The sequence below is a fragment of the Chondromyces crocatus genome, assembly GCF_001189295.1.
Lineage (GTDB): Bacteria > Myxococcota_A > Polyangia > Polyangiales > Polyangiaceae > Chondromyces > Chondromyces crocatus.
The window spans coordinates 10,445,965-10,467,125 of record NZ_CP012159.1; the positions used below are offsets into that span (position 1 = coordinate 10,445,965).

The 21,161-nt window shown below is 69.5% G+C and carries 19 protein-coding genes; 7 read left to right on the forward strand and 12 right to left on the reverse strand.

Annotated elements, in window-relative coordinates; genetic code table 11:
- Positions 1 to 87: 87 nt before the first annotated feature.
- The 3 genes from CMC5_RS46755 to CMC5_RS37875 all read right to left on the reverse strand — a co-directional run bounded on the left by CMC5_RS46755 (position 88) and on the right by CMC5_RS37875 (position 2,991).
- On the reverse strand, positions 88 to 909 hold the full coding sequence (locus CMC5_RS46755; RefSeq protein WP_082363167.1) for a hypothetical protein: 822 nt from the start codon (positions 907 to 909) through the stop codon (positions 88 to 90).
- Between the two features lie 258 nt (positions 910 to 1,167).
- Positions 1,168 to 1,689, reverse strand: a complete 522-nt coding sequence (locus CMC5_RS37870) for a DinB family protein (protein ID WP_050434959.1) — start codon at positions 1,687 to 1,689, stop codon at positions 1,168 to 1,170.
- Between the two features lie 33 nt (positions 1,690 to 1,722).
- A complete protein-coding gene (locus tag CMC5_RS37875; RefSeq protein ID WP_063796736.1) occupies positions 1,723 to 2,991 on the reverse strand; it encodes a hypothetical protein in 1,269 nt (422 codons plus the stop codon).
- A gap of 108 nt (positions 2,992 to 3,099) precedes the next feature.
- On the opposite strand from CMC5_RS37875, the gene thiD reads away from it, so the two are divergent.
- Positions 3,100 to 3,900: a bifunctional hydroxymethylpyrimidine kinase/phosphomethylpyrimidine kinase gene (thiD, locus tag CMC5_RS37880; RefSeq protein WP_156339161.1), complete on the forward strand. Its 801-nt coding sequence runs from the start codon at positions 3,100 to 3,102 to the stop codon at positions 3,898 to 3,900.
- A gap of 83 nt (positions 3,901 to 3,983) precedes the next feature.
- On the opposite strand, the gene CMC5_RS37885 is transcribed toward thiD, so the two are convergent.
- From CMC5_RS37885 to CMC5_RS37915, 7 genes are all read right to left on the reverse strand, one after another.
- The gene (locus CMC5_RS37885) at positions 3,984 to 4,238 is read right to left on the reverse strand and encodes a DUF4266 domain-containing protein (protein WP_050434962.1); all 255 of its coding nucleotides are present in this window, start codon (positions 4,236 to 4,238) and stop codon (positions 3,984 to 3,986) included.
- Between the two features lie 112 nt (positions 4,239 to 4,350).
- Positions 4,351 to 4,941, reverse strand: a complete 591-nt coding sequence (locus CMC5_RS37890; protein WP_050434963.1) for a hypothetical protein — start codon at positions 4,939 to 4,941, stop codon at positions 4,351 to 4,353.
- A gap of 312 nt (positions 4,942 to 5,253) precedes the next feature.
- On the reverse strand, positions 5,254 to 6,603 hold the full coding sequence (locus CMC5_RS37895; RefSeq protein ID WP_050434964.1) for a PD40 domain-containing protein: 1,350 nt from the start codon (positions 6,601 to 6,603) through the stop codon (positions 5,254 to 5,256).
- Entirely contained in the window at positions 6,594 to 7,457 is an 864-nt protein-coding gene (locus CMC5_RS37900; RefSeq protein ID WP_156339162.1) for a TonB C-terminal domain-containing protein, read from the reverse strand. Before CMC5_RS37900 ends, CMC5_RS37895 begins: the two co-directional genes overlap by 10 nt.
- Positions 7,458 to 7,477: 20 nt before the next feature.
- Positions 7,478 to 7,921, reverse strand: a complete 444-nt coding sequence (locus tag CMC5_RS37905) for a biopolymer transporter ExbD (RefSeq protein WP_050434965.1) — start codon at positions 7,919 to 7,921, stop codon at positions 7,478 to 7,480.
- Positions 7,922 to 7,928: 7 nt separating this feature from the next.
- Positions 7,929 to 8,711, reverse strand: a complete 783-nt coding sequence (locus CMC5_RS37910; protein ID WP_050434966.1) for a MotA/TolQ/ExbB proton channel family protein — start codon at positions 8,709 to 8,711, stop codon at positions 7,929 to 7,931.
- A gap of 29 nt (positions 8,712 to 8,740) precedes the next feature.
- On the reverse strand, positions 8,741 to 9,289 hold the full coding sequence (locus CMC5_RS37915) for an OmpA family protein (protein WP_245678100.1): 549 nt from the start codon (positions 9,287 to 9,289) through the stop codon (positions 8,741 to 8,743).
- A gap of 340 nt (positions 9,290 to 9,629) precedes the next feature.
- On the opposite strand from CMC5_RS37915, the gene CMC5_RS37920 reads away from it, so the two are divergent.
- The 6 genes from CMC5_RS37920 (at position 9,630) to CMC5_RS37945 (ending at position 16,615) form a co-directional block, all read left to right on the forward strand.
- A complete protein-coding gene (locus tag CMC5_RS37920) occupies positions 9,630 to 11,288 on the forward strand; it encodes a hypothetical protein (RefSeq protein WP_050434967.1) in 1,659 nt (552 codons plus the stop codon).
- An 11-nt stretch (positions 11,289 to 11,299) separates the two neighbouring features.
- Positions 11,300 to 12,865, forward strand: a complete 1,566-nt coding sequence (locus tag CMC5_RS37925; RefSeq protein ID WP_082363168.1) for a vWA domain-containing protein — start codon at positions 11,300 to 11,302, stop codon at positions 12,863 to 12,865.
- A 42-nt stretch (positions 12,866 to 12,907) separates the two neighbouring features.
- A complete protein-coding gene (locus CMC5_RS37930) occupies positions 12,908 to 13,879 on the forward strand; it encodes a serine/threonine protein kinase (protein WP_050434968.1) in 972 nt (323 codons plus the stop codon).
- Positions 13,880 to 13,990: 111 nt separating this feature from the next.
- On the forward strand, positions 13,991 to 14,839 hold the full coding sequence (locus CMC5_RS37935) for a PAS domain-containing protein (RefSeq protein ID WP_050434969.1): 849 nt from the start codon (positions 13,991 to 13,993) through the stop codon (positions 14,837 to 14,839).
- Between the two features lie 40 nt (positions 14,840 to 14,879).
- Entirely contained in the window at positions 14,880 to 16,046 is a 1,167-nt protein-coding gene (locus CMC5_RS37940; RefSeq protein ID WP_050434970.1) for a hypothetical protein, read from the forward strand.
- A 50-nt stretch (positions 16,047 to 16,096) separates the two neighbouring features.
- Positions 16,097 to 16,615 (forward strand): peptidylprolyl isomerase, encoded by a 519-nt coding sequence (locus CMC5_RS37945; RefSeq protein ID WP_050434971.1) that lies wholly within the window; start codon positions 16,097 to 16,099, stop codon positions 16,613 to 16,615.
- Between the two features lie 84 nt (positions 16,616 to 16,699).
- Here CMC5_RS37945 and CMC5_RS37950 read toward each other — a convergent pair whose 3' ends face one another.
- Both CMC5_RS37950 and CMC5_RS37955 read right to left on the reverse strand, forming a co-directional pair.
- Complete coding sequence (locus CMC5_RS37950; protein ID WP_050434972.1) at positions 16,700 to 18,199, reverse strand: serine/threonine-protein kinase; 1,500 nt, start codon at positions 18,197 to 18,199, stop codon at positions 16,700 to 16,702.
- Positions 18,200 to 18,522: 323 nt separating this feature from the next.
- Positions 18,523 to 20,961, reverse strand: coding sequence for a M4 family metallopeptidase (locus CMC5_RS37955; RefSeq protein ID WP_050434973.1), 2,439 nt, complete (start codon positions 20,959 to 20,961; stop codon positions 18,523 to 18,525).
- Between the last annotated feature and the right edge of the window lie 200 nt (positions 20,962 to 21,161).

The window sequence follows — 21,161 nt, forward strand, 5'->3', positions numbered from 1 at the left end:
ACGTGGCGACGAGCGGCGCCATGCTCGGTGCAGGATGGGGACGAGACGCTCCAGCGCATCCATCGCGGCGTGGAGCCGGATGCTCCGTCACTGGAACTGACCTTTGAAGGTGAGGCCGAGGGGCCCGACGACCAGCATGGCCTCGGGCGGGGAGTAGGGCACCTGGTACACCCGGACGCTCTTGGCGCCATAGACGATCATCGGAATCCCCACGCCCATGCCCGCGAGCCCACCGATGATCAGGCCAGCGCTGGCGCCCCCCAGGGCCCGGTCACGCTCGTACACCGCGAGGATCCCCGCCACGAGGCCTCCGGCAAAACCCGCCATGCCGAAGGTCGTGAGCGCGATGCCGCCCACCATCATCCCCACGCTCCGCCGCCGGGTGTTGCTGGGCTTCTTCTCCTTCACAGAGTAGGGGTCTTCCCCGGGCGGCGGAGGTACGTACACACCTTCGGGATCGCTCTCGGGCGGCGGCTGCCCGTAGCCGGGTGGATAACCGTAGCCAGGTGGATAGCCGTAACCGGGTGGGTAGCCGTAACCGGGTGGATAGCCGTAACCGGGTGGATAGCCGTAACCGGGTGGGTAGCCGTGGCCGGGTGGATAGCCGTGGCCGGGTGGGTAGCCCTGCCCTGGCGGCGGCTGGCCTTTCCCCGACGGTGGTTGCCCTCCCCCTGGCGGTCGCTGCGGTGACGGAGCGACGGCTCCGTCGGCGGGCGGCGGAACGGGCGGCGGAACGGGCGCCGGGTCCGACGAGGGCGCGGCGGCGGAGGACGGCGGTGCCGCAGCGGCCGGAGGTGCTGCATCGGTCGGGCCTCGCGCCGTCGGCGCTGGCTGGGCAGCGAGTTCCACGGACAGGAGACACGCTGCGGTGAGCGACGCGATGCCGAGCAGGGAGGCGTTCGGGGCCATACCTCAGCAGAGGCCATTTGTGCGACGGCGGTCAACGCATAGCAAAATGACGACGTCCTCGGATCGGTGCCTCGCCCAACGAAGGGGTATCGGGGGTCCCCGGGAGGCGGAGGGTCATCTTCGGGCACCGAAGGACCCTCCTGGGGCGCCGGGTGGCCATCCCCGAGCCCTGGATGGCCGTCCCCGGGCGCCAGATGGCCATCCCCGGGGAGCGGATGGCCATCCCCGGGGAGCGGATGGCCATCCCTGGACGGATCGCTATCGCTTCACGCCGTGGAGGAACCGGGCATAGCCGATCTCGGCGGCGCTCTTGGTCAGCTCCACGCTGGCCCAGGCGATGACGTCGGCGAAGGGGCGCTCCTGGAAAGGCCACCGCGTCCGGTCCGGGGAGCGCAGGTCGTCGTCGGTGAGCGGCTCGATGGCCTCGCGCCACCGTGACTGGAGCCGGCCGATCCAGGCGCGCAGGTCGTCGGCGTTGCCAGGCCACAGGATGTCTTCGCGCGCGAGCTTGCCCTCGCCGAAGGAATGGTCGAGCACCATCGACCACCAGAAGCCGAGGTGCCACGTCAGCCAGGCGATGCTGGAGGGGCCGAGGTCGTAGCCTTCACGATCCGGCCAGTCGGCCCGCCACGTGCCCTCCGGGAGCTGGGTCACGTGGAGCCCGGCGTGCGCGGGGCGCCACAGGCACTCCTCGGTGGTGAGGGTTTCGAGGTGGTAGCTCGTGAGGGCCCACGCGATATCGAGCTGTCGAAGCAGACAATCACGCACGTCGTTCGCCATGACCCGTGTCTCCTGAGAGGGTGGACCCGCAGGTCAGCGCACCTGGGAGACGCGGGCAATGGCCTCGGCGTCGAGGCGCTCCTCGGCGGCCTCTTCGAGGGCGGCGCGGAGGGCTTCGTCGGCGGAGGTGTCGGCGGCGATGCGGATGCGGGTGCGGGCGTCCGGGTGCTCGACGATGCGCAGCGCGAGGGCGGCGCCGATGCGGCGAGAGGGGGGGGCAGTGCTGTCGTCGAGGATGAGGAGCGCGTCCTCGGGGGTGAGGCGGGGGGTGATGCGGTAGTCGCCGGTGCCGAGGAGGCGGCGGAGGTCTTCGCGCCAGGCGGCAGGGTCGCGGTCGCGGCGTTCGAGGGCGTCGTGCGTCGGGTGGTCGTGCGGGCCGTGGAGCGGCTGGGCGCTCGCCTCGCGGACGCGGCGGGCGAGGGCTTCGAGCAGCTCGATGGGGGCGCGCAGCTCCCGCGGCGGGAGGGTGTCGCGGCAGATGAGGCGGAGGCGATCGCGCTGGAGTTCGAGGTCGGTCAGGTCGGTGAAGGAGACGAAGTCGCGGGTGAAGGCGCCTTCGATGCGCACGCCATCGCGGCCGACGGTGACGCGGGTGGGGCGCGCGGCGCGGCGGCTGAGCCAGACGGACACGAAGCAGGCGAGGCTGAGGACGCCGATGAACCAGGGGCTGTGCTCTTCGCTGGGGAGGATGACGGTGACGAGCGCCATCCAGACGAAGAGGGCGACCGGCAGGGTGATGCAGCCGGCGGTGATCTGGCGGTCCGGGGTGTCGAGGGGGATGGTGATGCTGTGGTGATGGAGGTCGAAGCCGAGGGCACCCAGGAGGCGGCTGGCGTCGTCTTCGGTGGGGACGTGGAGGTCGAGGACGCGCCCGTGGGTGAGGCGCAGCTCGACGCGGGGCGGGGTGCCCGGGATGAGGAAGGCGGTCTGGATGTCGTCGTGGGAAATCCGGCGCGCGCGGCGTGAGGAGCGCACGCTCAGGCCGTCCGGGCCAGCCGTGACCTCGGCGTGTCCGGCCGAAGGGATGGAGGTGGTGATGATGAGGAAGCCCAGCGGGGCGAGGATGGCGGCCGTGACGAAGGCCGGGCCATAGAGCGCGAGCAGGACACCCTCGATGGACTGGAGGGCCGGGAGCGCGAAGGCCGCTTCGAGTCCCTGGAGAGCCAGGATGGCCAGGGGAGGCGTGCTGATGACGAAGAGCGAGAGAAGGCCGCAGAGAAGCCCGAGCCCCTCGTGTCGCCCGGTGATGCGAACGCGAGCGACCTGGGCGATGTCGGAGGGTGGCCTGGTGGCGTTCGACATCGGGATGGGAGGCAGTGTGAAAGGGTGCTGCGCGGCTGACAAGATGGGGCGATTGCCCAGGGCGATGCTTGCGTCGATGGGTCAGGTGACGCAGGGTGCGCCAGCATCATGAAGGGACGAGTGCTGATCGTGGCCGGCTCCGATCCAGGGGGCGGAGCGGGCATCCAGGCCGATCTGAAGGCGGTGACCGCGCTGTCCGCCTACGGGGCGACGGTGATCACGGCCCTGACGGCGCAGAACACGCGCGGGGTGTTCGGGGTGCACGCGCCCCCGGTGGCGTTCGTGGCGCAGCAGATGGAGCTGGTGCTCGAAGACATCGGCGCCGACGCGATCAAGACGGGGATGCTGCACGCCGCCGAGGTGATCGAGGTGGTGTGCGCGTCGCTGGATGAGTTCGCGAAGGGGGTGCCCCTGGTGGTGGACCCGGTGATGGTGGCGAAGGGTGGCGCGCGGCTCTTGAAGCCGGAAGCGGAAGGGGCGCTGCGGTCCTTGCTGCTGCCGCGGGCGACGATCATCACGCCGAACCTCCCGGAAGCCGAGGCGCTGCTGGGGCAGCCGATCGAGGGCGTGACCGGGATGCGCAAGGCGGCCGAGGCGCTGCTCTCGATGGGGCCTTCGGCGGTGCTGTTGAAGGGCGGCCACGGGACCGGGCCGGTGGTGGTGGACGTGCTGCGCACCGCAGAGGGAGAGCAGCTCTTCGAGGCGCCGCGGATCGAGACGCGGGCGACGCACGGGACGGGGTGCACGCTGGCGTCGGCCATCGCCGCAGGGCTCGCGCAGGGGCTGCGCGTGGAGGCAGCCGTGGCGCGCGGGCGGCGGTACCTGCGGGAGGCGATGCTCACGGCGCCCGGCTTCGGGCACGGTCACGGGCCGCTGAACCACGCGCACACGGTGCGGCCCTTCGACTGAAGCGCCGCGCGGAAGATGCTGGAGGCGCCGCGCGACGGACACGCCATCGGCAGGGTCGGCGAACTCCGAGGGGAGGGCCGCGCTCAGTTGCAGCCGCAGCCGCTGCCAGCGCCGGCGCTGCCGCCGATGGCGCCTTCGGTGATGGCGCGGAGATGGGACTCGCCATGGCCGGCCATGTCGGTCGCCGACATGGTGGGGTGCGCGAGCTTGGCGCGCTCGTAGGGCGCCACGTTGGCGCAGCCCGTCGCCGCGACGAGCGCGGTCGTCGCCACCACGAGGGTGAGGGCGCGGGCTGCGAGGGTGCGAACCGAGGACGGGGTGGAGCTGCGGAGCGTCATGGCGCCAGGCAGCGTGTGCAGGCGCCATGCCCGCTCGTGACACACCGAACTCACCGCAAACACAGTGAAATTCGTGTGGCGAGGCGCCGGCGTGGGTCGTGAAGGTGGGGAGTCAACGATCCAGGGCGGGGGCCTGGGTGATCCAGGTATCCTTCAACCCTGCCGTCGAGCGGTCACGGCACCCGCGCCCGGCGGGTTCGTCGCTCAGGATCACGCTGCCCGTTCTGTCCTCGAGCGGAAGCGTGCCCTGCCAGACGAGTACGGGTCCACCTTGCGCATCGGTGATGTCCCGGAGCACACGGAGCACCACGGGACCGGGAGGGACGGACGGCACCGCCACGGCGACGTCGTACGCGCACGTGGTGTCGCAGCGACCCGACTCCTCCGGGGCATCCACCTCGGTCAGCTCGACGAGGCTGTCGACCCGCTCCACGCGGGCGCCCCGACGACCGCAGCAGCCGAGCATCACGCGCGCATCGGCGACGCGCAGCGTCTCGGTGGCGGGATCGTGCTGCCAGCGGAGGATCTCGGCGGAGCAGTAGTCCGGCTCCTGGCCCGACACGAGCCGCTGCGCAGGCTCCGCAAAGCCACCTCGCTCGCTGAGGATCTCCTCCGGGATGGCGCCGGGTGGATCACAACCCACACCGGCCAGGAGGCCAGAAGCTGCAACGATCACTCCCAGAATGTTCCTCGACCACATCATGCGTCGTCTCCACGCTGCCGCGCCCGCAAGGTCGTCGCCCTGCCGTCGTCCCAGCGAGCTTTCGTCGCGTCGCTCGAGGTGAGTCGCTCGGAGAGAATGCAACCCACCTGCCACTGCGACGCCGACGCCGAACAGAGGTTCCCGGGCGGTCACAGAGGCGGCAATCGCTCGGTGGCTCCAAGGTAATGACGCTTTGCTCCCTGGAAAGGGGCAGGCGATCACCGCGACGGCAGGGCTTGCCCTGCGTCATTTTCGATCGGCAGCGGGCGGCGAAGGCGATCCGTTCTGGATCGCGTGGCGCCGCGTGGAAGCTCAGTTCTTGAGTTCGACGCCCTTGCCTGGCGGGAGCGGGTCCCAGCGCAAGGAGTCGCCGAGCAGGTTGGAGATGCGCTTCGGCCGGAGGCCGTCGACGCGCATGACATAGAGGCCAGGGCCCTCACCGGATTTGCGGGTGGAGAAGAAGGCGACGAGGCGGCCATCGGGGCTGCACGCGGGGTAGCCGTTGCTGCCCTGGCTCTGGGTGAGGCGGGCGAGGCCGCCGCCGGTCTCGCCGGACGCAACGAGGTCGGTCTGCTTGCCGGCGCCGACGGCGAAGATCGCCTTCACGCCGTCGGGGTGGTTGCAGAAGGTGGGCGCGCTGGCGAAGAGGCCGTCGGGGGAGATGGGCTTGCCGTCGACGTAGATGCGCTGGCTGTATTTGCCCTCGCCCGAGAAGGCGAGCTTGCCGGAAGGGCTGAACGCGGGGTGGAGGGCCATGCCGACCGGCGAGGCCTCCTTGAGGTTGGCGAAGTCGGGGCCGCTGAAGACCTGGATGGTGGGCCCGACGCCGACCGAGACGGCGACCTGCGCGCGGTCCCTGGAGAAGGCGATGCCGTAGACGGAGCCCTTCACCGAGAGCGGGACGGGGCCCTGGCCCGAGGCGGTGTAGACCCGGTAGGCCTCGCCGCGGCCGCTGCCGGCGTAGAACAGCTCGTCGTTCTTGCCGAAGGCGGGGGCGATGGCGACGCGCTCGGCGGGGGAGACGGCCTTGGCGTCGTGGCCGTCGGCGTCGATGGTGAAGACGCGGCGGAGGGAGCCGCTGCCGGAGGCGAAGGTCATGTGGCTGGCGAAGCCGCCGTTCTGGCCGGTGAGGGCGCCGATCACCTGGTCGGCGATGCGGTGCGACTCGGCGCGGAGGTCGGCGAGGGGGACCTGGAAGCGGCGGTCGAAGACGGCCTTGTCGCCGTAGCGGACGAGGTAGGCCTGGGCGCGCAGCTCGGCCTTGTCGGCGCCGCTCTTCTTGCCGGAGAGCTTGACCACCGCCTCGACGCCCTTCTGGGACCAGGCTTTCACGTCGACCGGGGAATCGGAGAGGTAGAGGCCGTCGGGGGCCTTGTCGTCGGAGAGGACCTCGAACTCGCCGCAGAGGTCGAGGTCGCGCCGGACGACGGAGCGGAGGGTGACGTCCTCCATGTCGGAGGCGAGCGAGGGGAGGACGCCGACCTTGGGAAGGGGTCGGGTGGCGCCGGCGACGACGGTGATGTGGCCGAGCAGCTCGTCAGGGTTCGGTGTGCCCTGAGCTTGGGCCTGGGCCGGAGCCTGGGCCTGGGCCTGGGGAGCGGGGGAAGCGAGGACGGCGCATGCGGCGGCGAGGAGGCCGATGCACCAGCGGGTCAGTCGCATGTTTTCTCCGTGCAGACGAACGTGACGCCGATCGATTTGGTCCCGAGGTCGGGGTAGTTCTCGGGCGGCGACGGGAGGGACTGGCCGCGGGCTCCCTCCAGGGTGGCGCGCGCGGCGGCGTCGAAGGCGGCGTTGCCGCTGGGGTTCAGCGTGTAGCTCTGCATGGTCCCGTTGGACAGGACGATGACGGCGCTCGGCCTGTACTTGGTCAGCTCCTCGGGGGGGAGGCCGGACCCGCCGACGCGGAAGCGGCTGGAGAACCAGCGGCGGACGCGGTCGAGGTAGAGGTCGATGGCGCGGGCCTTCAAGGGGTCGGTCTCGGTGCCGTCGATGACGCCGTCGGAGTGGCCTTCCTGATCGACGTTCGCCACCTCGACGTCCACCGCCGCGTCGAGGACGATCTCCACTTCCTTGGCGACCTCGGCGTCGGGCGGGGGGATCTCCGTCCCCGCGTCCGCGACCTTGATCTCGGGCTTGGGGATGTCCTTCTCTTCCTTGCCGGCCTTGGTGCTCACGAACGCTTGCTGTTCGACGCGCGGCTTGGGGGTTTGCTTCACCCAGCGGTCGGGGAGCTTGTAGTTGACCTTCTTGCCGCCGAGCTTGAGGGCGGGGGCGTCGAGGTCGAGGACCGGGATCACCCGGACGGGCTTCTCCGGTCCCTTGTCGATCTCGGGCAGCTCGGCGGGGGCGCTCAGGTTGGCCAGGCTGATGGCCACGCCGGCCCCGACCTGGATCGAGAGGCCGACGAACAGGGCCACGGCGATGTCGAAGGCCCGGAAGTCGCTACGGGGTGGCAGCACGGGGGCCACGCGCGCCCCGGCACCACGCGATCGCTGGTCGTTGCCGTCGGTCATGGGTCAGGGCTGCTCGTGGTTCATGGCTGGGCCGGGGCCTGGCCTGCGCCTTCGACCTCGGGCTCGACCAGGAGGTTGAGCCCCTCGACCCCCGCCGAGCGCGCGGCGGCCACCACCCGGGCGACGGCGCCATAGCGGGCGTTCTTGTCGGCGCGGATGTAGAGCTCCTTCTCCTTCTGCACGCGGGGGTTCTGGGCGAGGACATCCTCCACGTTCTGTGTGACGTCGTCCTCGCCGAAAAGAATCTTTTCTTCTTTGGTGACGGTGACGACGAGCTTGGTGTCCTTGGTGGGGGCCTCCTTGGCCTCCACGTTGGGCAGCTCGACGCGCAGCCCGGCTGTGATCAGCGGGGCGGTCACCATGAAGACGACGAGGAGCACCAGCATCACGTCCACGAGGGGCGTGACGTTGATGTCGGAGATCCCGCCACCGCGCCGTTTCCGGCCTCCGAGCGAAACGCCCATGGGGGCCTCAGCGCCCTTGCCCTGGAGGGGGCGGGGGGCGGTTGGTGGTGACCTGGCGGAGGGGGAGCGGCGCGGTCTCGCGCTGGGGCGGAGGGAAGGCGCCGCCTGCCGGTGCCGGCTCGGCAGCCAGGGTGCCCTCGCTGGCGATGGCGACCCAGCCGTCGGCCGAGGCCTCGACGCCGGAGAGCAGGTCGTCGATGCGCTTGTTCAGCGCGTTGTAGGCGATGAGGGCCGGGATGGCGGCGAAGAGGCCGATCGCGGTGGCGATGAGGGCCTCACCGATGGCCGGCGCCACGACCGGGAGGGACGCGCTCTTCTGCTGCCCGATGCGGAGGAAGGCATCCATGATGCCGTAGACCGTGCCGAAGAGGCCGATGAACGGCGAGGCCGAGGCGATGGACGCCAGCGTCGGCATGAAGACGCTGGCGCGCTGGGTCTCGACGACCAGGGCCCGCTTGGCCACCGACTCCAGGAGCTTGGCGTTGCCCCCGCGGCGGCTGAGCTCCAGGACCACCCGCCCGCCCGGCGCATCCGGGTGGCGCTGCGCGAGGGAGTAGAGCGCGTCCTGGGTGTGGGCGTGCGCCGACTCCTTCTCGAAGCGCGCCTGCGTCGCCGAGAGGCGCGCGACCTGGATGAGCTTCAGCACGGTGATCACCCAGACCAGCACCGCCGCAGCGATGAGGGACCAGACGACCAGGAACACCGGGCCGGACGAGTGCAGGACGAGGGAGACCGCGTCGAGCTTGATCGGGACGGCCAGGGCTTCTTCGGGGGCGTTTTGCAGGGCCATGGTGGGGGGGTCGTGCTGGGGGGGGCTAGCTACTCGGCCAGGAAGACCTCGACCTTGCGGTCGCGAGCCCACCCACCTTCGTCGGTGCCGGTGGCTTCGAATTCACCCTTGGAGGTGGTGGCGACGCGGCCTTGCTCCAGGCCCTTCTTCGCGAGGTAGTCGGCCACGCTCCCGGCGCGCTTGTGGCCGAGCGCGAGATTGTACTCCGTCTCGCCACGGGGATCGGCATGGCCGACGAGGCGCATGTTGGCGCCCTTGAGGGGACCGCTCACGAAGCAGCGGGCCAGCGCGTCGAGCGCGGCAGCCGCCTGTCCCTCGATCGACGAGGAGTCGAAGGCGAACCGGGCCGTGGGGATGTCGCCGCAGGCCTTCAGGATCTTGTCCTCGATGTGGACCGACCCGGAGGAGGGGCTGGCGGTGTCCACCTGCTTCGGGGCGACGGCCGCCGCTCCGGGGTTCAGGTCGGGCGCGGTCGTCTCGCCTCCGGTCTTGGCGGGCGGCTGCGGGTCGGAGCCGCACCCGACCGCGGCAGCGGAGAGGGCAGCTACGGAGAAGATCAGCGCGGTGAGCGTTCTCATGGGGAGGCGTTACCACGCCCGACGCACCCATGCACAAATTTGGGCTGCGGCTGAGCCGGGCGCCTTCGCCTGACACGGATGCCAGGGGTCATGCCCGAGAGCGTCTCCTTCGGACGGGCGAAGCAGCGCGTTTCCAGAAGCATTTCCTCGGTTCCAGGGGCCCTCACCGGAGCCCTCGGACCTCCTGGATCCGGGTGGCACACAGGTTGCCATCTCGCTGCCTCGCCGGACTTTCTTGGCTTCGCTTCGCCGGCATCTTGGCTTCTTTCCTTCGCTTGTTTCTCGAAACTCGAAACCGCCCTGGACCTGATGACGGGGCGGTTCTTGCTTACGCTCACGAATGAACGACCCGACGCGAGCCTCGCTGTACCGTGACTCCACGGCACCCGAGGCGCAGGAGCTTTCCCAGATGCAGCCCACCCGCAAGGCGCACCGTGCCCTCCTTCACCCGCTCTGGCTTCTCTCGCTCGCCCTCCTCGTCGTCAACGATCACATCTTGAAGGGTTCCGGCCTCCTCCCAGGCTGGTTCACCGGCAAGCTGAGCGACTTCGCAGGCCTCATCGTCGCGCCGGCCCTCCTCGCCGCGATGCTCCGCCTGTCGTCGACGCGGGCCCTGGTCGCCGCGCATGTCGCGACCGGCGTGGTCTTCGCGGCCATCAACCTGTCGGTGCCGATCGCCGCCGCCGTGGAAGCCTTGACGGCGCTGACGCCGTTCCCCTGGCGGATCACGGTGGATGCAGAGGACCTGATCGCGCTGCCCGCCTTGCTCGTGGCGTGGCGGGTGCTGGTGCCCGCCATGCGGGAGACGATCGAGGAGCGGCCCGCGATGCACCGCGCGCTCACGGTCGCGGGCGGCATGGCCTGCATGGCGACCAGCTACGGCAACCCCTGCGGAGAAGGCAGCCTGGACTGTGCGCCCCCGGAGCCCCCGATCGCGACGGAGGCGGCGTCCCTCGTCCTCGGCAACACCACCGACGAGGCGCGGCTGATCCGGGTTCGAGCGCTGAAGGAGACGGTGGACGTCGACTGCCAGACGATGCTCGCCGACCCGACGCGGACGCTCTCTCGCGCGCTGTTCGGTCCGGCCGAGACCTGGCTGGTGGAGTCGGGACGCGCGCTGCCTCTCCAGAACGAGCGGTGCGCTGCGTACCTGGTGGACGCGGACGGGCTGCCCATGCAGCTCCTGGCCTGGTCGGCGACCCAGTTCCCGACGGCCATGCTCTCCACGGAGACGCGCGCTCCCGACGCGGGCCGCATGATCACCTTGCAGCTCGACGAGAGCATCGGTCGGCTGGAACTCGACGAGCACCCGGCCGTGCACGAGGCGCCGCCGCTCGAAGAGGCAGCCGCCGCGCCCGGATGCGCTCCGGCGCCCGCCAGCGTGGGCGTGGACTGGTCCGCTCCCCCTTCGGGCGTGGTCGAACTGACTGCCATCGAGTCGTCGCCGGATGGTTGCCATCGCTTCGGCGTCGTCGATGAGCAGGGGAACGCGAGGAGCTTCTACCTCTGCGTGCCCGCGTCGGCGCAGCCGTTCGAGGTGGGCGACAAGCTCGCGGCCACCGCGATCACCTCGGGCATCGGGATGCCAGCGAGCAGCAAGGAAGAAGCGATCGTCAGCGAGGGGCTCCTGCTGCGCAGCGACACGCACGCGGTGGTGGTGCTCCGTGGCAATGCGATCGCGCTGCGCGGGCTCGCGGTGCTCCCGGAGCCGATGACGGAGCCGACCCTGGACGCACAGGTCGTCCCGGCTTGCCTGGGCGCGCACAGCGCCTGCGGGAACCTGGTCTTCCCGCTGGAGCTGTCGCTGCTCGGCGACCACGTGGGCGGGACGCGCTTCCTGCGACCGGGGCAGAGCGTCACGCTGGAGAACGGCTACGGGACGCTCCACCTCGTCCGCGCCGAAGAGCTGCCCATCCGCGACAGCGAGTGCGCCCCCTTCGCCCCCGCCCCGGCCCGGCGCCACTTCGAGTCGGTGCTCGTCGTCCCCATCACGCCCTGAGGAACTCGACCATGCGATCCTGGATGCAGAAGATTCCCTTCGTTCTGGCGCTCGTGGCGGTGCCTCTGGCTGGATGCGGCGGCGATACGGCCGACATGGGCGCCTCCATCGCGGAGCCCCGAGGTCCCGGGAGCACGGGCGTCTCGCAGGGAGGCGCCCAGGACTTCGGCCTGTTCCGGCAGATCCTCGAAGACGGTGGCATCCCCGGGCCTGGCACGCTGGACGACCTCGGGTTCTTCGCCGAGCACAAGCTCGACTACCCGACACCGAACTGCGGCAACGACGTGTGCATGCACGGCCTGCTCGGGGTGATGGGCAACATGATCAGCGGCTCGACGTGCACGCTGATCCAGGTCGGGATGAACAGCCCGATCGACGTGGCCTCGATGCCCCGGCCGCCGCTGCACCTCGTCCTCGCCGTGGACGTGAGCGGGTCGATGGCCGGGGAGCCGATGACCTACCTGAAGGCGGGGCTCGCGGAGATGATCCCGGCGCTCCGCCCGACGGACAAGGTGTCGCTGGTGACGTACGCCGGCCAGGCGAAGGTGCAGCTCGACCGGGTGGACGCCACCGAGGTCGGCGTCCTGGAGCAGGCGTTCCAGGGCCTCAACGCCGCGGGGAACACCAACCTGTACGATGGGCTGTTCACGGCGCTGAAGGTGGCGGAGCAGCACTTCGATCCCGGCTACCAGAACCGGGTGCTGTTCATGTCGGACGGCGTGTCGACGACGGGGCTGGTCAACCCCAGCAAGCTGCGCGCGCTGGCCGAGGGGTATGCGCGGCTCGGTGTCGGGATCACCACCATCGGGGTGGGTCGAGACTTCGACGTGGAGGTGATGCGCGATCTCAGCGAGGTGGGCGCCGGCAACTTCTACTTCCTGGAAGACCCGCGGGCGGTGGTGGAGGTGTTCGCCGACGAGGTGCAGACCTTCCTGGTGCCGGTGGCGCTGGACGCGCAGCTCGATGTGAGCGTGGGCTCCGGGTACACGATCCGCGGGGTGTACGGCACCAACGGGTGGGAGACCGGCGAGGGAGGCGGGACGGTGTCGATCCCCAGCCTGTTCCTCGCGGGACGCCAGTCCTCGGAAGAGCCGATCTCGGAGGGGCGACGCGGTGGTGGCGGGGCCATCTTGCTGGAGCTGGTGCCGCGTGCGGGCGCCACGGCGGTGGCCGATCCCTACGCGGTGGGCTCACTCTCGCTCCAGTACCGGCACCCGGTCACGGGCGCGCTCGTGACGCAGGAGACCGAGATCACCGCGCCGAACACGCCGGACGCGCCGCCTGCGGGCGGCTACTTCACCGACAAGACCGTCGAGAAGGGGTTCGTGATGCTCAACCTCTTCGCTGGCTTCAAGCTCGCCGCGGAGCTGGCCTACGACAGCGATCCGCGCACGGCACGGCGCACGCTGGAGGCGCTCAGGCCGAACGTCGCCACCTGGCTGACCGAGACGCCCGACGCCGACGTCGCCGACGATCTGCGCTACGTGGACATGTTCATCGCGAACCTGATCCAGGCCGAGGCGGACGTGATCCCGTACGAGCCCGCCGATCCGCCCAATCCCTGGCCCGCCGACTGAGAGCGCTCGCCGGGGGCACGCCCTCGCGCTAGGGATGTCCCGGTGAGCGAACCTGCCACGGACGACCTGTTCTTCTCCCTGACGCCTTTCAAGGTCCTCGAAGCCGTCGAGGCCGCCGGGGTGCGCTGCAACCCGGTGTGCTACCCGCTGAACTCGTTCGAGAACCGCGTCTACGAGGTGGAGCGCGAAGACCGGACACGGGTGGTGGCGAAGTTCTATCGCCCGGGCCGCTGGACCGAGGCGCAGCTCCTGGAGGAGCACGCCTTCCTGGCCGAGCTTCTGGAGGACGAGCTGCCCGTGTGCGCGCCGAGGCCGTTCGAGGACGGGAGCACGCTGCGGCGCATCGAGGGGATCTACTACTGTCTCTTCGAGCGGGTCGGGGGGCGCGCTCCGGACGAGCTGGACGACGAGCTGCTGGAGCGGCTGGGGATGCTCGTCGCGCGGCTGCACAACGTGGGCGCTGGGCGGCCCGGGCAGCACCGGCCGCGGATCGACGCCGACACCTTCGTGCGGCAAGAGCTCACCTGGATGGAGGCGCGGGGGACGCTGCCGGCAGGGATCGCCTCGCGCTACGTCACGGCCGCGCGGCGGATCGCCGACCTCGCGGACGAGCGGATGCGGGGCGTGGAGGTGCATCGGTTGCACGGGGACCTGCACCTCGGGAACCTGCTGCTGCGCGATGGGCTGCTCCGGCTGGTCGACTTCGACGACATGGCCATCGGGCCGGCGGTGCAGGATCTCTGGCTGCTGGCGCCCGGGCGTGGTGAGGAAGCAATGCAACAGCGCGCGGTGCTGGTGGAGGGCTACGAGCGCCTGCGGCGCTTCGACTGGAGCACGCTGCGCCTGGTGGAGCCACTGCGAGGCCTCCGGATGGTGCGTTACGCGGCCTGGCTGGCGCGGCGCTGGCACGATCCGATCTTCCCGCGCACGTGGCCCCATTTCGGCACGGCCTCTTACTGGAACGACGAGACCCGCGCGCTCGAAGAGATCCTGGACCTCAGCCTCGAGAACTGAACCGCGCGAGGCGTATTCGAGATCACGAGTTCTCCATTCTCCGCAACGTCCAGATGCCATTTCGTGGCGTCTCGAGGTCGCCAGTGATTTCTCCGGCGATACGCTGAGAGGATGTCGAAAGCTGACCCGACCCAGGCCTCCCTGGAGGCCGAGAACGCGGTCCTCCGCCAGCGTATCGCCGAGCTGGAAGCAGCCCTCATCCAGAGCGATCGGACCTTGCAGACGATCATCGATCAGGTGCCGGGTCTCGTTTATGCGCGAGAGCACGAGTCGCGGAGAATCATCTTCATCAATCACGCAGGCGCGAGCTACCTGGGCCTCGACACGGCCGACGTCATCGGGCGACCGGACAGTGACTTCTTTCCGCCCGAGATCATCGCCAAGTGGCACGAGACGGACGCGCAGGTCGTCGCCACGGGCCAGGTGAGCCACATCGAGGAGTCGGCGCCGTACGAGGATGGCCTGCACACCCATCGCACCATCAAGTTCCCTCTCGTCGACCGAGAGGGTCACGTGCTCGCGGTGGGAGGGATCTCCATCGACATCACCGAGCAACGGCGCGCCGAAGAGCGCGCCCTCATGGCACACCGAGACGCCCTTCGGGAACTCTCGACGCCCATCATCCCGCTCACCGACGATGCCCTGGTGATCCCCGTCGTGGGCGCGCTGGACGCGGTCCGCGCGCAGCAGCTCTTGGAGCAGCTCCTGGAGGGCGTGTCGAGCCGGAAGGCGCGGCTCGTGATCCTCGATGTGACGGCGACGGGCGACTTCGACGCCACCGTGGTCGAGCTGCTCCTCCAGGGGGCGAGGGCCGTGAGGTTGCTCGGAGCGCGTGTGATCCTGACCGGGATCAGCCCGGCCATGGCGCAATCGATGCTCTCGCTGGGGGTGGATCTGGAAGGGGTCGTGACGCTCGGCTCGCTGCTGGATGGGGTGAAATACGCGCTACGCCAGCGCTGACACGCAGCAAAGCGCTATACTCGGCGGCGGACTGCCCCCGATGACCACCACCTTCGCCGCGCTGCTCTTCCGCCCCGCCGAGGTCCCCGAACGCGCTCTCTCCCAGGGCTTCGCCGTCGCGCTGGGCGGCTGGGACGTCCCGGCCCCACGCTTGATGGTCGCACCCCTCCCGGGCCTCCCGGGCTGGAGCGCCGCGTTCTACGCGAGCGGGCGGAAGGTGCTGCGAGGCGCCGAGGAAGAAGAGTTCGAGCACGCTTGCGAGCTGTTCGAGGACGAGCTGCCACCCGCGCTGGGGGTGCTCGATGCCGCGGCGGCGCTCGGACATGCCGACGCCGTGCTCTACGCCATCACCTACACGGAAGGCGCGCTCCACGATGATGGGTGGCGCTTCGATGCGCGCGGGGTGGAGCGGTACTTCGTTCACGAGGAGGACGAAGGCGTCGAGGTGGGGTTCGAGACACCGGAAGCGGGGGGGGCGAAGCTCCTCGAGGTCCCGTCGACGTCCGACGACTCCGACGACGACGAGGTGGCGCCGCAGGTCATCGAGACCGCAGCGAAGCCGCACCGAGGCTCGACCTTCCTCTCGAAGGAGCTGGGCGTCGCCGTGGTCCCGGCGCTCGTGGGGGCCCTCTTCATGGCCGATCGGCGGGTCGACGTGCGCCTGGTGGGAGCCGACGCGGCGGCCATCGAAGAGCAGGTCAGGCGGCTCAACAGCGCGCTGCGCAGGGTGGATGGGCGCGGCGCCGTCGCGTCACCACCGCAGGTCGCCGAGGTGATCGCGCCGGACACCTACCGCGCCTTCGCGCGGGTCTACGACTGGGCGGATCCGGCCGATCCGCGCGACCTCTACCGCGAGCTCGCCATCGGGCGCGTGGAGGGGGCGCTCCGGTTCCTGCGGGCAGAGGATTACCAGGCGTTCGAGGCCGATCCGACGCTACGGAGCGCAGCGCAGCAAGGGTGGTATCCCATCGCGCAGCTCACGGGTTCGGCGCTCACCGGCGCGTCGTCACAAGGTGTGCTGGCGCTCGCATCGGACGGGGATCGCCTCGCGCTGCTGCGGCCTCAGGGCCGGATCGAGGAAGCGGGGCCGCGGTTCGGGGAGCTTTTGCAGTACCTCGCGCTGGGCTGGTCGAAGCGCAACGATGCGGAAGAAGACCTGATCGGCGCGCTCATGTTGCGCGCGAGGCTGCGGGTCGAGACGACCTGAGTCGAGCAGCGATGGCCACGAGGCGGCGTCTGCGTGCTAGCCTGCGCGCCATGGCGAACCCTACTGCGCTCCTCGAGACCTCGCTCGGTAACATCACCGTCGAGCTGTACCTCGACAAGATGCCGATCACCGCAGGCAATTTCCTCAAGCTCGCCAAGAGCGGGTTCTACGATGGCCTCCACTTCCACCGGGTCATCAACGGATTCATGCTCCAGTTCGGGTGCCCCCACAGCCGCGATCCGAAGTCGCCGCGCGCAGGCACGGGCGACAGCCCCGACGGCACCATCCGTGACGAGCACCCGGCCGACGCGAAGTTCTCGAACGAGCCGGGCACGCTGTCGATGGCCAACACGGGCGCTCCGAACAGCGGTAGCTGTCAGTTCTTCGTCAACACCGTGCACAACGGCTACCTCGACTGGTTCTCGCCGGGGCCGTCGAAGCACCCGGTGTTCGGTCGGGTGACGTCCGGGATGGACGTCGTTCACGCGATCGAGAAGACCCCCACCGACCGCAACGACCGGCCCGTGACGCCGGTGCAGATGAAGAAGGTGACCGTCCAGGAGGGGTGATCCCACCTCGACCGGAGCTGCGGGGGGGGCTTCGGTCGGCGGTCGTCGTGTCGAAATCGGCGGTCGAAATCGGCGGTCGTCGTGTCAGAAGCCGATGGTGTCCCGTGTGGCCGTGGGCCTGGGCGTCCCCTTCGGCGTGGAGCCCGAGACGGGGCCTGTGCGCCCCGCGGGCCGAGACGGGGTCGCAGCGCCCGTCGCCTTCGAGGGTGACGTTTGCACGCTCTGCGGCGCCGCAGCAGGACGCTCGCGAGTCGTCTCCGAAGCCGCGGGGGAAGCCGTGGGCTCAGCTTCCGGGGGAGCCGCCACCAGCACCGTCGCGACGGTGGAGCTGACCGGGCGCGTGTCGACCTCCGCCGTCGAGCCGAGCATCGTCGCGCTCGTAAGCGTCGACGTGCCCGCAGCCCCCGCAGGCACCTCGCCACCTCGGAGAAGCAGGACAGCGCCGACGGCCCCGCCGATCGCGGCAAGGCAGGCCACGAGGAGGAGGGTGACGAGCGGCCGCGTCGAAGGCCCCGTTCGAGGCACCGCGCTCACCGCCAGGTTGCCCTGGGCGACGCTGGAAGGACCGCTCCGGTCGAGAGGAGCAGCGCCACCCGGGAGCGCGCTGAAGGGCAGCACGGGCGCTGGCTCGTTCAGCGAGAGCGAGGTCTTCGTCCTGTCCAGCCCCTCGGGAGGCTGAAGCGCTCCCTCCGCGCCGAGGACGGGAGCAGGCAGCGCCGTACCTGACCACGCGGTCCAGGAAGCCCCCATGACCGCCTGCTCCAGCGTCTCGGAAAGCTCCCTGGCCGACTGGAATCTGTGCTGCGGCTCCCGCTGCAGCGCCCGGTGGAACCAGGCGTCGATCGCCAGCGGCAGGCCCGGTTGCACCGCGCTCGGCAACGGATGGACGCCCGTGTACACCGCCACCGACAGCGCCCCCAGCGTGTCGCCCGTGAACGGTGGGCGCCCGGTCATCGCGTGGTATGCGACCACCGCCAGCGACCAGAGATCGGCGCGGTGATCCGTGTGCTTTGCGCTGAAGAGCTGCTCGGGGCTCATGTAGAGCGGGGTCCCGACCATGCTCCCCGTCGTGGTCATGCCTGCGTCCTGATGACTCCCCTGCTTGGCGACGCCGAAGTCGATGACCTTCACGAGGAGCTCCCCATCCACCTCGGTGAGGAACAGGTTGTCCGGCTTGATGTCGCGGTGAACGATGCCCGCTTCATGGGCCCGGGTGAGCGCCTTGGCGACCTGGGTGACGATGAGCGCGGTGTCCCGTGGAGGGAGCGCCCCGAGCCGCTTCACGCGGTCGCCGAGCAGCTCGCCTTCCAGCAGCTCCATCACGATGAAGGGCAGCCCCTCCGAGGTGACGCCGTGATCGAAGACCTGCGCCACGTGCGGGCTCCGGATCTGCGCGGCGGCCATGGCCTCGCGGCGGAAGCGCAGCACCATCGACTCGTCGGTGAGGAGCTGCTGGGCGATGAACTTCACCGCCACCTGGATCCCCAGGCCCAGGTGATCGGCGATCCAGACGCTCCCCATCCCACCCTTCCCCAGGGGCTGAACCAGCCGGAGGGTGGTGGTGATGTGCTGCCCGGGTTGCATGAGGTCTCTCGTCGTACCGGCCTGGGCATGACCCCTGGATGCTGCGCCAGGGCAATCGCCATCCTCCGAAGCCGATCGGGAAGCCGCAGCGTAACTGGGTCACCCTGCATCGCCAAGCGACCTGACTGGCCTCGAGGGACGGTGCCACGGTGGCGCAGCGAAGGCTGCCGTCGTGCAGCGAAGGCTGCCGTCGTGCAGCGAAGAGGGATGTCTGCTGGGCTGGAGCCGAAGGAGCGCGCGCCCGGGAGCGCTTGCGCGAGGCGGGAGAGGAGACGTGGCCACGCTCGGTTCGACGCGCGCGGCCACACGCAGCAGGGCTCAGGTCACAGGTTCGCGGACCCGGGCGTCAGGTTCGTGGAGAGCGCCCAGTCGGTGCTCGCATTGTCGGCGTCCTGCCCGTTCGGGGTCCGACCCAGCGAGACGTCGATCGCGTTGCTGTCCGCCACCGACGCTGCGAGCGCGGTGCCCTCGACGAGGCTCACGGTGCCCACGCCCGGGATGATCGCGGCGGTGATGCTGCCTTCGTAGGAGAGCTTGTCGATGACCGTGCTTCCGCGGATGAGCGCGACGCCCTCCTTGTCGTTCTGGATCCGGTTCGATTGCGCGCCCGTCCAGTTGATCTTCTTCGCACCGGCCGCCGCAGTGACCGCCGTGGAGCCGACCACGAGGTACTGCCCGGGATCGAGAATCCCAGCGGAGCTCAGGTCGACCGTCATGTAGACGGCGTTGTCGCCACCGTTGACGAAGACGAGCGAATGGCTGGCGAGGTCCACGGCGCGGCTGGTCGGGTTGTAGATCTCGACATACTCGGCGTTGTCGGTGCTGATGTTGTCGTAATCGATCTCATTGATGACCAGGTGCTGATGGCCCGCTGGCGCCGAGAACGACCCCTGCAGCGAGACGCCCGCATAGGGCGACCAGGCATGGAGCATGATGTGATAGGTGCCGGGCTGGATGTTGGTGATCGTGCAGGTCTCGGAGTTTCCAGCGGCGAAGGGACGGCACTGGTAAGAGGTCATCGTCGGGACGGTGCCGAACTGGACGTAGAGATCGGCATCTCCCGTCCCACCGGAGATGTTGAAGGACAGGCTCGAGGCGCTCGCGGGCACCTCGAGGCTGAAATACGAAAGGTGCCCTCGGACCGCGCCATTCAGCCCGGAGACGGCCACCCCGTTCTGGAGCGGCGTCGGATTGGGCGTCCCCACGCCGACGGCCTCCCACGCTCGAATCACCTGATCCTGATCGGCCAGGTTGCCCACGATGCTGTAGGCCGCGGCCAGCGTGGCGAACTTGGCATCCTCGAAGCTCGCATTCGACGTCAAATAGTTCGCGTTCGCCGAAAAGAAGATCCTCGCGGCCTTCTCGATGCCGAGCCCGGTGACGTTCACCGTGGTCCGCCCCTGCGGATGCAGCCCTCCCTGCGCCAGGAGATGGAACGCCAGGTTGGAGATCCCCGCCGCGTGATGCACATCCATCCCCGGCGTGTAGTCCGCGAAGTGATCGATCGAATTCCCATCGAGCGAGGGATCGTTCAGGTACCGCATGGCATCGCCAGAGATCGCCGGCGTCCACACATCCTCGCCGATCTTCCAGGTGTCTGCGCTCACGACCTCGCCATCGATGAACCACTCGCAGAGGCTGCCCATGATGTCGCTGAACGACTCGTTGAGCGCGCCGGACTGGCCCGTGTAAGCGAGGTTCGATTCGTACTGGGTGACGGCGTGAGTGAACTCGTGGGCCGTCACATCCAGCGCGGAGGCGAGGTTGCCGACCGTCGTCCCATTGCCGCCGCCGAAGACGAGCTGCGAGCCATTCCAGAACGAGTTCACGTTGTTCACGCCATAACGAACGGTACTCGTGATCGTCCCCCCGGCCCCGTCGAACGAGTCGCGCAGCAGCAGGATCCGATAACAATCGTGGACGGCGCCCAGCCAGTCGTAGTTGGTGTTGACGATGCCATCACCCACGAGAGACTGCCCCTCGGTGCGCGCCAGCGTCCCCGGCAGGGTCGTGGTGTTTCCCGCATTGTGGACCCTGCGGTTCAGCGCGAGGTGCACATGAGGCAATCGCTTGACGATCGTCCGATCGATCGCGTCGACGAGGACGGTATCGTGCACGGGCACATCGTCTTCCGCCATTCCGACGACATCGACGGAGTACACCAGCGCGAGCTTCTCCGCATTCCCCTCGGCCAGGTAATAAGCGAGTTCCACCTCGCCCTTCACCGTCACGTCGCTGGCCTCGGTGGCGTCTCGCGCGATGCGGCGCGCTTCATCCGCGTCGATGACGGCGGCCGCCGGCGCCTCCAGATCGGCGCGCGCGCTGCCATTGGCCGCCGTGATGACGCCATCGCGCACGTGGAGGAGAAGCTCCGCGCCAATCACCTTCAGGCCATTCTTCACCTGAGAGAACCGGAAATGCTGCTCGCCGTTCTCGTCGGTGCGGGCTCGTCGGAGCACGAGTTCTCCCGCGTCGGCGCTGAAGATCGGCGCAATCGCGGTGAGCGCGGCATTGAAGTCCGTCTTCTCCAGGGCGTCGGCGACCTGCAACGCGCCGAGATCGCCCATCACCATGCGCGGAATGGCTGCGTGATCGAGCTGCAGAACACGCGCCTCCGGGAGGGCGGCGAGGTGGGCGAGGATGTCCGCCCCACGCTCGTCACGAGGGCTCAAGAGGGTCTCTTCGTCATTCCCCTGGCATGCCGCTGCGGAAATGAACAACGACGTCAACGCGAGACCACGAAGCAGCTTCTTCCGGATCATGCAATCTCCTCATCAGAACGCACGGAACACGAACGTTGCCTCCGGAGTCATGGCGATTCGCCGCTCCGAGGACGGGGTGGGCTCCATCATGTCGTCCCATTACCTCGAACGCCTGCGCGGCGTTTCGTGACTATGGGCGCGACGGGTCCGGTACAATGTCCGAAATGGGATGAGTGCGTCAATGAGGGCGTGTGGAGGGT